Origin of the sequence: Aeromicrobium stalagmiti (genome assembly GCF_013283745.1) — a bacterium.
GTDB lineage: Bacteria > Actinomycetota > Actinomycetes > Propionibacteriales > Nocardioidaceae > Aeromicrobium > Aeromicrobium stalagmiti.
Map to the genome: position 1 here is coordinate 745,320 of NZ_JABSTZ010000001.1, position 13,320 is coordinate 758,639.

At 69.9% G+C, this 13,320-nt stretch carries 15 protein-coding genes; 4 read left to right on the plus strand and 11 right to left on the minus strand.

All coding sequences use genetic code 11. The features are described 5' to 3' along the window. Window positions 1-34 precede the first annotated feature (34 nt). Entirely contained in the window at window positions 35-1,210 is a 1,176-nt protein-coding gene (locus HQK15_RS03585; protein ID WP_173490036.1) for a DUF5005 domain-containing protein, read from the plus strand. A 1-nt stretch (window position 1,211) separates the two neighbouring features. On the opposite strand, the gene HQK15_RS03590 is transcribed toward HQK15_RS03585, so the two are convergent. The 8 genes from HQK15_RS03590 to HQK15_RS03625 form a co-directional block, all read right to left on the minus strand. After that, window positions 1,212-1,823, minus strand: coding sequence for a hypothetical protein (locus HQK15_RS03590; protein WP_173490037.1), 612 nt, complete (start codon window positions 1,821-1,823; stop codon window positions 1,212-1,214). A 75-nt stretch (window positions 1,824-1,898) separates the two neighbouring features. Next, window positions 1,899-2,657, minus strand: coding sequence for an SDR family oxidoreductase (locus HQK15_RS03595; protein ID WP_173490038.1), 759 nt, complete (start codon window positions 2,655-2,657; stop codon window positions 1,899-1,901). A 1-nt stretch (window position 2,658) separates the two neighbouring features. Further along, complete coding sequence (locus HQK15_RS03600; RefSeq protein WP_173490039.1) at window positions 2,659-3,459, minus strand: SDR family NAD(P)-dependent oxidoreductase; 801 nt, start codon at window positions 3,457-3,459, stop codon at window positions 2,659-2,661. 26 nt (window positions 3,460-3,485) lie between these two features. Next, a complete protein-coding gene (locus HQK15_RS03605; RefSeq protein WP_173490040.1) occupies window positions 3,486-4,127 on the minus strand; it encodes a histidine phosphatase family protein in 642 nt (213 codons plus the stop codon). Window positions 4,128-4,151: 24 nt separating this feature from the next. Continuing rightward, entirely contained in the window at window positions 4,152-4,982 is an 831-nt protein-coding gene (locus tag HQK15_RS03610; protein ID WP_173490041.1) for an ABC transporter permease, read from the minus strand. Further along, a complete protein-coding gene (locus HQK15_RS03615) occupies window positions 4,979-5,941 on the minus strand; it encodes an ATP-binding cassette domain-containing protein (RefSeq protein WP_173490042.1) in 963 nt (320 codons plus the stop codon). Before HQK15_RS03615 ends, HQK15_RS03610 begins: the two co-directional genes overlap by 4 nt. Window positions 5,942-6,058: 117 nt before the next feature. Continuing rightward, complete coding sequence (locus HQK15_RS03620; protein WP_173490043.1) at window positions 6,059-6,727, minus strand: fasciclin domain-containing protein; 669 nt, start codon at window positions 6,725-6,727, stop codon at window positions 6,059-6,061. 35 nt (window positions 6,728-6,762) lie between these two features. Next, window positions 6,763-8,322, minus strand: coding sequence for a molybdopterin-dependent oxidoreductase (locus HQK15_RS03625; RefSeq protein WP_173490044.1), 1,560 nt, complete (start codon window positions 8,320-8,322; stop codon window positions 6,763-6,765). Between the two features lie 101 nt (window positions 8,323-8,423). Here HQK15_RS03625 and HQK15_RS03630 point away from each other — a divergent pair, with 101 nt between their 5' ends. Continuing rightward, window positions 8,424-9,851, plus strand: a complete 1,428-nt coding sequence (locus tag HQK15_RS03630; RefSeq protein ID WP_173490045.1) for a hypothetical protein — start codon at window positions 8,424-8,426, stop codon at window positions 9,849-9,851. Window positions 9,852-10,033: 182 nt separating this feature from the next. Here the strand turns inward: HQK15_RS03630 and HQK15_RS03635 are convergent, their stop codons facing one another. Both HQK15_RS03635 and HQK15_RS03640 read right to left on the minus strand, forming a co-directional pair. Continuing rightward, window positions 10,034-10,717, minus strand: coding sequence for a nitroreductase (locus tag HQK15_RS03635; RefSeq protein WP_173490046.1), 684 nt, complete (start codon window positions 10,715-10,717; stop codon window positions 10,034-10,036). Continuing rightward, window positions 10,714-11,469, minus strand: a complete 756-nt coding sequence (locus tag HQK15_RS03640) for an enoyl-CoA hydratase (RefSeq protein ID WP_173490047.1) — start codon at window positions 11,467-11,469, stop codon at window positions 10,714-10,716. The genes HQK15_RS03635 and HQK15_RS03640 overlap by 4 nt, the downstream gene beginning before the upstream one ends. A gap of 72 nt (window positions 11,470-11,541) precedes the next feature. Between HQK15_RS03640 and HQK15_RS03645 the strand changes: the two genes are divergently transcribed. Together HQK15_RS03645 and HQK15_RS03650 are read left to right on the plus strand one after the other, a co-directional pair. After that, window positions 11,542-12,399 carry an SDR family oxidoreductase gene (locus tag HQK15_RS03645; protein ID WP_173490048.1) on the plus strand — a complete coding sequence of 286 codons (858 nt, stop codon included), beginning with the start codon at window positions 11,542-11,544 and terminating at the stop codon, window positions 12,397-12,399. Between the two features lie 135 nt (window positions 12,400-12,534). Further along, on the plus strand, window positions 12,535-12,855 hold the full coding sequence (locus tag HQK15_RS03650; protein ID WP_173490049.1) for a hypothetical protein: 321 nt from the start codon (window positions 12,535-12,537) through the stop codon (window positions 12,853-12,855). Here HQK15_RS03650 and HQK15_RS03655 read toward each other — a convergent pair whose 3' ends face one another. After that, entirely contained in the window at window positions 12,856-13,296 is a 441-nt protein-coding gene (locus HQK15_RS03655; RefSeq protein ID WP_173490050.1) for an OsmC family protein, read from the minus strand. Between the last annotated feature and the right edge of the window lie 24 nt (window positions 13,297-13,320).

Consider the following 13,320-nt stretch of genomic DNA (forward strand, 5'->3'; position numbering starts at 1 on the left):
CACTGACGATAGGTGCTTGTGGGACCGTGGGCTCATGGGCATCCGGCGACTTCCGTGGCGTCTGCGCGTCGCACTCGTGTCCGTGCCCGCCGCCGCGGCCATGTTCGTCGCGATCGCGGTCGCACCCGGACCGGCCGATCCGGCGGCCCCCGGGGTCTCGATCGCGTCCGAGACCAGGTGCCTGCCGATCGAGCGGATCTCGACGGTCGGCGAGCTCAACACCTTGGTGGAGACGCTGCGTGGGGGTGCGGAGTTCCAAGGGGCTGACGTCGGCGCCGACGTGACCCTCCAGGACGGACGCCGCCTCTGGGTCTTCGGCGACACGCTGCGCGCCGACGACTTCGAGGGGCAGAGGTTCGTCCGCAACTCGATGCTGGTCTTCACCGATCGCTGCGCGGACGTCGTCCTGCCGGCTGACCACGGCGCACTCATCCCCGACCGCGAGGACGGCGTGGGCTACTGGCCGATGTCGATCGCCAAGGTCGAGCGCACGGGGTACGACCTCGTGGGCGTCGCAGCCCAGCGCGTCCGCGGCGCAGCCCAGCCCGACGGCGCCGAGGCCTTCGAGAACCTGGGCCCCTCGTTGGCGCTGTTCGTCGTCGAGCGTGGCAGGACGCCCCAGCTGCTGCAGGTCAAGGACTTCGGCCAGGACTCGACGGACACCGCCAGGACCACGTGGGGCGCGGCCTCGACGGTCCACGACGGCTGGGTCTACCTCTACGGCACGGCGTCCCCCGGCACCGACCTGGTCTTCGGGTTCTCGTTGAAGGTCGCCCGCGTCCGCCCCGACGACATCCTCGATACCTCGAGGTGGCGCTACTGGGACGGCAGCAGCTGGCAGCGATCGGCGAAGGAGGCCTCGACCCTGATCCCGGCCGAGGGCGGCGTCTCGCAGACGCTGAGCGTGTTCGAGCAGGAAGGCCGGTGGTACGCCGTCAGCAAGCGCGACGAGTTCCTGGGCACCGACCTGGTCATCTGGTCGTCGCCGACGCCGACGGGACCCTTCGTCGCCGGCCCGGCGCTCGCGAGGATCCCGTCGGAGCAGAAGACCGGCACGCTGCGCTACATGCCGCTGGCCCACCCGGACCTGCTGCCGAAGAAGGGGACGGTCGTCGTCTCGTACAGCCAGAACAACACCGACATCCAGAAGATCGACGACGACCCGTTCCTCTATCGCCCGCGCTTCCTCCGGGTCGACCTGCCGCAGTGAATCAGCGCAGCTGACGGCTGCGGGTGACGTCCTCGTAGTAGCGCGTCGACTCCGGACGCCACAGCAGCACCAGGACCACGACGGCGAGCACGAGGCTCACACCGGTGGCCACCAGCGACAGCGGCTCGGAGTTGCCCGCCGAGAACGTGAACAACGCGCCGACCAGGTTGAGCCCGCCGAAGACCGTGGCGACGACCCGGGCCCAGCTGCGGCCCTGACCGTTCTTCCACGCCATCCAGACCCAGAGGAACGCCCCGAGCAGACCGAACACGACGGCGAAGCCGATGCCGACTGAGTAGGCGGCGTCGACCGTCGACTGGCTGACGTCGGGATCGTTCTTGGCGAGCTCGTCACGGATCTGGTCCTTGAGATCGCCCATCGTGGCGAGGCTGTAGACCAGCGAGAGGACGCTGAGCGCCGCTCCGACGAGCATCAGCTTGACGGCCGTGGAGATCGACGACGGCTGCTCCGGCGCGGCGCCACCCTGGGGCGGTTGCGCACCGGGGTGCGTCGGGTAGGAGCCCGCACCGTAGGGGGCCTGCGGCTGCTCGCCCGGATAGGCGGGCTGTCCCACCCCGAAGGGCTGGTCGGGCTCGGGCGGTGTCGTGGTCATCGGGCTCTCCTGTGTGGATGAGTCAGGCTGTTGCGGACGAACATACCCGCGGCGGCGAACTTCACACGCCAGAAGTCACACCATACGACGGACGACGCCCAGCGGCGCGTGCTTCATGACCTGTCCGAGCGGCGCCCACGGCCACGACGGCACGGCCGCGTCGACGACCTCGGCCTCGATCTTCTTGACTAGTGCTCGGCAGCCCGTCTCGGTGTCGACCATCAGGCGCGCCTCCTGCGCGATGCCCTCGTTCATCTCGGACGCGATGTAGCCCGGGAAGAGGGTCGTCACCTTGATGTCGAGCCCCTTGCGACCGATGAGGTCGGACCGGATGCCCTCGGCGATCATCGCGATGCCGGCCTTCGTGGCCGCGTACGTCGTCATGGCCGACGGCATCCCGCGCATCGCCGACATCGACGAGATCACGACGAGGTGACCGGACCTGCGCTCGTAGAAGTGCTCCATCGCCGCCTCGCACTGGGCGAGGGCCGCGATGAAGTTGGTCTCGGCGGTCTGCCTGTTGGCCTGGAACTTGCCCGTGCCGATGCGTCCGCCCTTGCCGAGCCCCGCGTTGACGATGACGCGGTCGATCCCGCCGAGGTCGGTGATCGCCTGCTTGAAGACGGCGAAGACCTGGTCGTGGTCGTTGACGTCGAGGGCGTGCACGACGACCTCGATGTCGGGATGTGCCGCGAGCAGCTCGTCACGGAGGGCCTCGAGCCGGTCGACGCGCCGCGCCGTGAGCGCGAGGTGATGGCCCTTGGCTGCCAGAATGCGGGCCATGCCGGCGCCGAGACCCGAGCTGGCTCCGGTGATCAGGACGTTCGTGCGCACGTCAGTCGCCCTTCGCCATCTTGGCCGAGGCCTGCGCCATCATCCGGTAGTAGAGCGGCCGGACGAAGCGCTTCGCGGCGTACGCGACCTTGCCGTCGCGGTCGGTGAGGATGATGTGACGCCCCTTCTCGACGCCGGTGAGGACCTCAGCGGCGATGTCGTCGGCCGAGACCTTGGCCTTGTCGATGAGCTTGGCCGCCATCTTCTGCGATGCCTCGTCCTTGCCCCGCAGGGACTCGGTGAGGTTGGTCTTGAAGAACGTCGGGCAGACCACCGAGACCTTGACGCCGTAGGGCTTGAGCTCGTGGAACAGCGTCTCGCTGAGCGCGACGACGCCGGCCTTGACCGCGTTGTACTCGCTCATGCGGGGCGGGTGGATCAGGCCGGCAGCCGACGCGGTGTTGACGATGTGGCCGCTGCCCTGCTGCTTGAGCATCGGCGTGAACGTGCGGCAGCCACGAGCGACGCCGAGCAGGTTGATGTCGACGATCCACTGCCACTGGTCCATCTCGGACAGCTCGATGCGGCCGCCGGCCGCGACGCCGGCGTTGTTGAACAGGTAGTCGAGACCGTCCCACTCCTCAACCACCCAGTCGTGGGCCTTCGACCAGTCGACGTCCTTCGTGACGTCGAGCGTCAGGTAGGAGACGCCCGCGAGACCACGCAGGGTCTCGGGGAGCTCGGTGTGGACATCGGTGCCGAGCACGCGGCAGCCGCGGTCGACGAGCTGGTGGACCAGGGCGAGGCCCAGGCCGGAGGCGGCGCCGGTGATGAGGACGCGGGACTGCGGGGGGATCGACATGGTTCAGATACTACCGGTATCTGAGATCAGCGGAAGGTCACCATGTCGCGCGGCAGGTGGGCGTGCTCGTTGAACGCCAGGAGCCGGGGGCCGGTCTGGCCGGAGATGATCGTCGTGACGCTCGCGTTGATGACGACGTCGTTGAGCCGCTGGAAGAGCGAGTCGTCGCCGGCCAGCAGGTGCGAGACGACCAGGGCGATCGGCCCGCCCGACGTGAACACGGCGATGCGCTGCCCGGACGTGGCCTGGGCGACGACGTCGACGAACGACGTCAGCACGCGGTCGCGGAACTCGGCATAGGTCTCGCCCGCACCGGGCTCGCCGGCGATCCACGCCGTGAGCGCGACGTTGAGCGAGGCCTGGAACGCCTTGGCGTCGCCCACCAGCGAGGACGGGTCGTGCGCGCGGGCCAACGCCAGGTGGTCGTACTCGTCCCAGCCGGCGTCGACGTCGTAGCCGTCGCCCTGGCCGCTCGCGTCGATCGTCGAGATGGCCGTCTGCGCGTGGCGCTTCATGCCACCGGCGACGGCGGCGGTCGGCGACCAGCCCGACGCCTCCCACGAGATGCCGAGTGCTGCGGACTGCTCGTCGCCGAGCGGCGAGAGCTGGTCGTAGTCGGCCGCACCCCATGACGCCTGGCCGTGCCGGATGAGGTGGATGGAGCCCATGCGGCGACCCTATCGGGCGCGGCGTCAGGTCTTGTTGGCGAACACCCGCATCGTCAGCGGCCCGAACACCGCCACGAGAACGCCGGACATGATCAGGACCGTGACGATCGCCCCGCCGTCGGGCGTGCCGTCCATCAGGCTGCGGGCGGCGTCGACCAGGACGGTGACCGGGTTGACCTTCACGACGCTCTCCAGCACGTCGGGCATCGTCGACGGCGCCACGAACACGTTGGACAGGAACGTCAGCGGGAACAGCACCATCATGCTGACGCCCATGACCGCGTTGGGGGTGCGCAGCTTGAAGCCCAGGAGGGTCCAGATCCAGCTGACGCTGAAGCAGAAGACCAGCAGCAGCGCGATCGCGGCGACGACCCCGGAGACCCCGCCTGCGGGGCGGTAGCCCAGGAGCAGCGTGACGACGATGATGATGGACGACGCCATCGTGTAGCGCAGCGTGTCGCCCAGCAGGGAGCCCACGAGCAGGGACGGACGCCACACCGGCAACGACCGGATGCGGTCGAAGACGCCCTTCTCGATGTCGTTGTTGATCGTCATCGCGGTGTACATCGTGATCATCACGACGGTCTGGACGAGGATGCCCGGCGCGAGATAGGGCAGGTACTCCTTCGGCGATCCGGCGATCGCACCGCCGAAGATGAAGGTGAACATCAACGTGAACATGATCGGGAACATCGTGACGTCGAAGAGCTGCTCGGGGACGTGCTTGATCTTCAGCAGCGCGCGCCAGCCGAACGTCAACGACGAGGAGACGGCCGATGCCGGCTGCGGCCGCGGCCCCGATCCCAGGGCCGCAGCGACCTTGGTGTCCATCCCACCGTTCGTGTCGATCGTCATGCCGGGACCTCCTGGTCGTCGTGCACGTGCTCGCCGGTCAGCGCCAGGAACACCTCGTCGAGGCTCGGCTGACCCAGTGAGAACTCGGTCGTGGCGATCCCGTGGTCGCGCAGCCTCGCCAGCGCGGCCGGCACCCCGGCCGGGTCGGCGACCCGCATCGTGATGGACGCCGGGTCGCTGCCGCGATCGGCCTCGCCGGACAGCGCCGACTCCAGCAGCCGGATCGCCTCGTCACGCAGCGCCGGGTCGGCGACCCGGACGTGCAGGGCGCCGCTGCCCACCGACGCCTTCAGCTCGCCGCTCGTGCCCTCGGCGATGACCTTGCCACGATCGATGACCGCGATCCGGTCGGCGAGCTGGTCGGCCTCGTCGAGGTACTGCGTCGTGAGGAGCACCGTCGTGCCGGCCGAGACCAGCGCGCGAACGATGTCCCAGACCTGGTTGCGGCTGCGGGGGTCGAGGCCCGTGGTCGGCTCGTCGAGGAACATCAGTTCGGGGCGCACCACGATGCTGCCCGCGATGTCGATGCGCCGACGCATGCCGCCGGAGTACTTCTTGACCTGGCGGCCCGCAGCCTCGGTGAGGTCGAACGCCTCGAGCAGCTCGGCCGACCGCTCGCGGGCCTGGGCCCAGCTGAAGCCGTAGAGACGGCCCAGCATCACGAGGTTCTCCGTGCCGGTGAGGTCCTCGTCGAGGGAGGCGAACTGTCCGGTCATCGCGACCTTGGCGCGGACGGTCGCGGCCTCGGCGACGACGTCGTGACCGAGCACGACCGCGGTCCCCCCGGTGGGCTTCAGCAGCGTGGCGAGCATCCGGATCGTCGTGGTCTTGCCGGCTCCGTTGGGTCCCAGCACGCCGTACACACCGCCGACCGGCACCTGCAGGTCGACACCGTCGACGGCCCGGGTGCTGCCGAAGGCGCGAGCCAGTCCGTGGGTCTCGATGGCGTAGGAGGTCATCCCGATCCTTTCGTCTGACCGCTATCCTGCCACGTGTTCCTATTAGGAAGAAGCCTCGCGGCGCACAAAAGCCCGGCCACCAGGTGGCCGGGCTTCTGTGGTGCTACCTCGTGTCGATCAGGCCGGGGGCATGAGGACGGAGTCGATCAGGTACACCGTGGCGTTGGCGGTCTTGACGCCACCGCAGATGACCTTGGCGTTGCCCTCACCGACGGTGATGTCGTCGCCCGAGCCCTTGACCGTGAGGTCAGCGCCGTTGACGGTCTTGAACGTGCCGTCGATGTCGGCCGGAGCGATCTTGCCGGGGATGACGTGGTAGGTCAGGATGCCGGACAGCGTTCCGCCGCCCTTCTCCTCGGAGACCGTCTTGACGCCCTCGTCACCGAGCTCCTTGAAGAGCGCGTCGAACGCGGTGTCGACCGGCGCGAACACGGTGAACTCGCCACCGTTGAGGGTGTCGACCAGGTCGACGTCGGGGTTGATCTGGCCCGAGACGGCCTTGACGAGCGTCTTGAGCAGCGGGTTGTTGCTGGCAGCCGTGGCGACGGGGTCGACCGACATGCCGCTGACCGAGCCCTTGCCGTCCGGCACGGCCTTCGCGTAGTCGGCGCAGCCGGCTCCGACGAGGTCGGCGGCCGGGTCGGCGGCGGAGTCGTCGGGGGCAGCGGAGGTCGCGTCGTCAGCCGGCGCCGCTTCGCCTTCGCTGTCGCTCGAACCGCAAGCAGCAGTGAAGAGGGACAGCGAGGCAACCGCCGCGACGGCGAAGCTCTTGGTGGTTGTACGCATTTCGGTTCTCCTTGTTGGTTGGGTGTCGTGCGGTGTTACTCGACGCGGAACTGGACGCTGTGCCAGCCGGTCGTCCCGTTCGGGCGAATGCGTGCCCGCTCGGAAGTCTGTGTGTCGCCGTCCTTGTTGGTGGCGCGGATCGTGACCTGGTGGTTGCCCGGAGTAGCGTCGTCCCACTGGTAGCTCCACTGACGCCAGGTCTCGTTGTTGTCCTCGGCGCCGAGCGTGGCCTCGACCCACTCGCCCTTGTCGATGCTCACCTCGACCTTCTCGATGCCGACGGTCTGCGCCCAGGCCACGCCGCCGAGGCGGACCTTGTCCTGCGGGAAGGCCTGGAAGGACTTCGGGACGTCGATGCGCGAGGAGAACTTGATGGGGGCCAGCGCGGTGTAGTCGCGCGTCGTCCAGTAGCCCTTGAAGTCCGAGAACTTCGTGACCTCGATCTCGGTCAGCCACTTGGTCGCGGAGACGAAGCCGTAGAGGCCGGGGATCACGAGCCGGGCCGGGAAGCCGTGGGAGAGCGGGAGGGGCTCGCCGTTCATGCCGATCGCGACCATCGCGTTGCGGTCGTCGGTCACGGTCTCGATCGGGCTGCCGGCCGTCCAGCGGTCGGCGCTCGTCGACTTGATGGCATCGGCACCGGCCTGCACACCGGCCATCTCCAGCAGCGTCGCGGTGCGGACACCGAGCCACAGGGCGTTGCCGACGTAGGGGCCGCCGACCTCGTTGGAGACGCAGGTCAGGGTGACCCGGTGCTCCTCGAGCGGCATGTTCATGAGGTCGCGGTAGGAGAGGTTGAGCTCCTGGTCGACCATCCCGTGGATGCGCAGCGACCAGCCCTCGGCCGGGACGTCGGGGATGCGCAGCGCGGTGTCGACGCGGTAGAAGTCGCGGTTGGGGGTGACGAACTCGCTCACGCCCTTGACGCCGACCTCGACGCCGGAGGGCACGGCGGGAGCGGCCTTGGCAGCACCCGGGAGCCGGATGCCGGCGCGGGACGCTGCAGCGGCGGCATCGCCGAAGAGCTGGCCGACTGCTCCGCCGATGACGGCCAGCGCGGTCACGCCGAGGGAGGCCTTGAGGAATCCGCGACGACCGAGACCGAGCGGGTGGGCGGCGGCCGCCTCCTCACGCTCGCGCAGGGTGGCGAGCAGCAGGATCAGGGCCCCGAGGCTGACGACCACGGTGAGGACCGACGGCACCAGGGTCAGTGCGCGGCCCGCGGTGGTGGTGCGGTCGATCGCGGCGCAGAGCACGGCGATGAGGCCGATGACGCCGACGACGGCGATGGCGACGCGGGGCTTCTTGCGTCCGATGATGCCGGCGACCACGGCCAGGAGGGCGAGCGTCGCGACGACGCCGCCGATGAGGATCGGCTTGTCGGCGGTGCCGAACTGCTTGACCGCGAACTCCTTGAGGAACGGCGGCGCGTAGTCGATCGCGCGGTTGCCGACCGACTCGATCGGCGAGGGAACGCCCTGCAGCAGCGCGGCGACGCCGGTGCCGACGGCCACGCCGGATGCGGCGGCCAAGAAGCCGGCAAGGGCTCCGGCCCACCATGGCGCCGTGGCGCGGGTTGCTGTCTGGGTGCTCACACCTGATGTTCGACACCCTCCCCGAGATGGATGGGTGGGAGTTCGAAAAATATTCCCGAGCGAACTCGTGAGTAACCGAAATGCGCTCCTAGGCTGGAGCGATGAGCGATCAACCCGGCGTCTCCTTCCCCTCCGAGAGCTCGTCGTCCGCGGCTCGCACCGTCATGGCCGACGCGCTCCGCAAGGCCGATCCGGTCGGCGCCCGCGCGGTCGAGAACGAGACCAACTGGCGGCGCAACTACCTCGCCCACTTCCGCCGGGCCGTCGAGGCCGGCATCGGCGAGGCGCCGGCCGCCCACGCCATCGCGGCCGACGGCCTGCGGAGCGCCCACGAGCTGATGCGCTTCGGCGACGTCCCGCTCGACCGGGCGATCGGCGGCACCGCGCTCACCCAGGCCTTCCACACCCGGACCGTCCGCGGCGCGGCCGAGCCCGAGACCGAGCTCTCGATCCCCTACCGCGGCGAGCGCCTGAGCGGCAAGGCACTCCTCGACCAGCTGGACCGCTGGGTCGCGGACGGCGTCATCACGACCTCGTGCTCCGAGGCCGTGCAGACCGTGCAGGACAACCCCGACTGGCTGCGTCTCGAGGGTGACACCGTCGTCGTGCTCGGCGCCGGAGCCGAGATGGGCCCCTACCGGGCGCTGCTGCGCTGGGGGGCCGAGGTCGTGGCGCTCGACCTGCCGCGGGCCGACGTGCAGGAGCGCGTGCGCACGCCCGCGACCGAGTCGGCCGGCACGGCGCACCTGCCCGCCCGCATCGTCACCAACGGAGACGACGACTCGGGAGCGGACCTGCTCACCGAGCTGCCGGCCATCGCGCACTGGCTCGACGGGCTCGACGGACGCCTCGTGCTCGGCAACTACTGCTATGCCGACGGTGCCGCCCACGTCCGCGTCTCGATGGCTGCTGACGCCCTCGCGGAGCACCTGACCCGCCAGCGTCCCGACACCGCCCTCGCCTTCCTCGCCACGCCGACCGACACGTTCGCGGTGCCGGCCGACGACGTCGCCCGGTCCAACGAGGCGTACGCCCGCCGCAGCGCCTCGCGTCTGCTCCGCACCCCGCTGCGCGCCGTGAGCGGCGGACGCCTGCTGCAGCGCAACTATCCGCCCGGCGCCGACCCAGGACTCTGCGACGCCCTCGTGCCGCAGCAGGGGCCCAACTATGCCCTCGCCAAGCGGCTCCAGCGCTGGCGCGCGACGACGGCCCGCCACAGCGGGACGATGGTGTCGCTCAACGTGGCCCCCGCGACCCGCACCCGCTCGGTCGTCAAGAACAAGGCGCTCGCCGCCGCCTACGCCGGGGCACACCGCTTCGGCGTCGAGATCTTCGACCCTGCCACGAGCAACACCCTCATGGCGGCGCTGCTCGCGTACGACCTGCGGTCAGGTGCCCAGCCGCAGGACGAGCCGTGGCAGGACGAGGCCGTCAACGCCGCGCACGGCGGACTCTGGACGGCTGCCTATCACCCGCGCAGCGCCCTCGGCCTGGCCGCCGTGCTCGGCATCGGCGCCCTGCGCGGCTGATCGGCCTTCGTCGACGAGGCTTCGCAGAACAACGCCTTCGGCGTGAGACGCTCCCGCTCCGCTAGTCTTCGCCGACGTTCGGCCGCGGGCGGCCTCAGTCGACGAGGCTTCGCAGAACAACGCCTTCGGCGTGAGACGCTCCCGCTTCGCTAGCCTTCGCCGACGTTCGGCCGCGGGCGGCCTCAGTCGACGAACGTCGCTGCTTCGGTGATGGGGGCTCGGGTCGACATGAACTGCGCCGAGGGGTGCTCCGGGTCGGGGTGACCGAACGAGATGCCGCAGACGACGCGGCGGTCGTCCGGCAGGGCGAGGAGCTCGCGCACCGCCGGTGCGACCTGACCGATCGCCGCCTGGGCGCACGTGCCAAGACCCCGGGCCTGGGCCGCGAGCATGAACGAGTTGACGTAGAGACCGCAGTCGATCGCGCCGTAGACGCCCAGGTCGGCGTCGGTCGTGATGATCGCGACGTGCGGGGCGCCGAAGAACTCGAAGTTGCGGAGCATCTGCATGGCCGATGCCTCGCGGTCGCCGCGCTGCACGCCGACCGCCTCGTAGAGCTGCCAGCCGACCTCCTTGCGTCGCTCGTCGTAGACCCCGTTGTAGGCCGCCGGGAACGGGAAGTCCGACGGCGCCGGCTGCCCGAACGTCGCGATGACGTGGTCGACCGCCGCCTTGGAGAGGGCGTCGCGGGCCTCGCCCGAGACGATGTGCACCTGCCACGGCTGCGTGTTGCACCACGACGCCGTGTGCTGCGCGGCGGCGAGCACCTGCTCGATCGTCTCGCGCTCGACGGGCTCGGAGAGGTAGCCGCGACAGCTGCGGCGCTCGGTGAGGACGCGCTCGACCGCCTCGAAGTCCGTCGTCATGCGCCCACGAACTTCGGTGCGCGCTTCTGCACGAACGCCGTCGTCCCCTCGGCGAAGTCGGCTGTGTCGAACAGCTGCACCTGCAGGTCGCGCTCGCGGTCGAGCGCGGCGTCGAGGTTGCCGAGGGTCGCCGCGGCGATCGCCTCCTTGGTCGCCCGGTAGGCGACCCCGGCCCCGGTCGCCAGGCGGGTGACGATCGTCTGCACCGTGGCCTCGAGCTCGGCGTCGGCGACCGCGGCATGGATCAGGCCGGCGTCGGCGGCGTCGGCGGCCGGGAGCCGCTCGCCCAGCAGGGCCATGGCGGACGCGCGGGCCCGGCCGATCGACGCGGCGACGACGGCCGTGGCCCCACCGTCGGGCATCAGGCCGATGTTGGTGAAGGGAAGCAGGAAGTACGCCGACTGCCCGGCGACGGTGATGTCGGCGGCGAACGCGACCGAGGCGCCGAAGCCGGCGGCTGGCCCGTTGACCGCGGCGACGACCGGCACCGGGCTGCTGGTGATGGCCCGGATCAGGCGGTTCGCTCGGTCCATCGGCTCGGTGCCGCTGATCGTCTCGTCGAGTCGGGCACCGGTCGTGAAGGCCCGCCCGGCACCGGTGAAGACGATCACGCGGGTGCTCGCGTCGATCCCCTCGACCGCGTCGGACGCGGCGTCGAGCATGTCGCCGGTCAGGCCGTTGAGCCGGTCGGGGTCGTTCCAGGTGATCGTGAGCACGCCGTCGGCGGTCTCGACCAGCAGGGATTCAGACATCTTCTCCTCCTCGGTGACCCCGGTCCGGCCGGGGTCTGGCGATCGTGACAGTAATGGTGGCACAATCCACCCATGTCACTCGCAGGCAAGACCCTGATCATGTCCGGCGGCAGTCGTGGGATCGGGGAGGCCATCGCCGTCCGAGCCGCCCGCGACGGCGCCAACGTGGCCCTGCTGGCCAAGACGACCGAGCCGCACCCGGCCCTGCCCGGCACGATCCACACCGCGGCCGCGGCGATCGAGGCGGCGGGCGGTCATGCCCTCCCGCTCGTCGGTGACATCCGCGACGACGCCTTCGTCCTCGACGCCGTGGCGCAGACCGCAGCCGCGTTCGGCGGCATCGACATCGTCGTCAACAACGCCTCAGCGATCGACCTGTCGAAGACCGAGGACCTGTCGATGAAGAAGTACGACCTGATGAACGACATCAACTCGCGCGGCTCGTTCCTGCTCGCGAAGTCGTGCATCGAGCACCTCAAGGCGTCCGACAACGCGCACATCCTCACGCTGTCGCCGCCGATCACGCTCGACCCGAAGTGGTTCTCGACCGCGACCGCCTACACGATCGCGAAGTTCGGCATGAGCCTGGTGACGCTGGGCCTGAGCGAGGAGCTGCGCCCGTACGGCATCGCGGCCAACTCGTTGTGGCCTCGCACGGCGATCGACACCGCCGCGGTGCGCAACGTCGTCGGCGCCGGGCTCGTGTCCCACTCCCGCACGCCCGCGATCATGGCCGACGCGGCCTACGAGATCGTGACGAAGCCGAGCCGGGAGCTCACGGGGCAGTTCCTCATCGACGACGACGTGCTCGAGGCCGCCGGCGTCACGGACTTCTCGATCTATCTCAACGGCGGCGAGGAGTCCGACCTCGCGCTCGACTTCTGGGTCGAGCCCAAGGGCCCCCACAACCCCGACCTGTCCCTTCACTGACCGTCGAGGCCGGATCGTGATCCCCAAGGTCCCGTCGAACTAGTCCGTTCGGGCCAATTTTGCCTGTCGGACACCAAATCCCCACGGATGGCCGTCCCTGCTCGTACCGTCGAGGGCAAGGGAAGGAAATCTCGGATGAGCGTCTACCTGTTCGACATGGGCGGTGAGCCTGTCGCGTTCCGCCGCACGTGGAGCGATCCGTACGTGTTCGACCTCGCCGGTCACTGGATCGGCTGGTTCCCCTGGGACGACAACGACGCGGTCGACCTCGCCGGTCACTACCTCGGCACCGTGGTCGATGACCGCCTCGTCCGCCGCAACGACTGGTACGAGCGCCCTTGCCAGGGACCCGCGACCGAGCCCGGCCGCGCCGAGCCCACCGGTCGACCCGGCACCCCGCACCACTTCTTCAACTGCTTCGCCTACGAGGACGTCAAGGTCCACCACCACGCCTGATCAGACGTCGGTGATCTCCACGTCGGCGTGGGCGCCGAGCGCGAGCGTGCGACTCACGGTGCACAGCCGCTCCTCGGCCTTGCGGATCGCGTCGGGCAGCAGCGCCCTCGCCTGCTCGCCACCTTCTCCGTCGGGGAACAGCACGTCGAAGACCATGCGGATGTCGACCAGGTGGCTGCCCTGGTCGTCGCGCACCTTGTCGGCCCGGGTGTGCACGTCGAACGTCTCGGGCTCGGCCCGCCGTGACACGAACGGGTCGACGGTGATGGCGGTGCATCCGGCGAGCGCGACGAGCAGCAGCTCGACCGGCGTGAAGTCGGCGTCGGACCCGTCGCCGATGTCGAGCGTCGTGCCCCGCACGTTGGTCGCGCGGTAGCGGGAGGGCCCGGTCCGGGTCAGCTCGACGCTGCGCTCGGTGTCGCTGGCAGGAGATGTCGTCATGGCTCGAGGCTAGTCCGCCCCCTG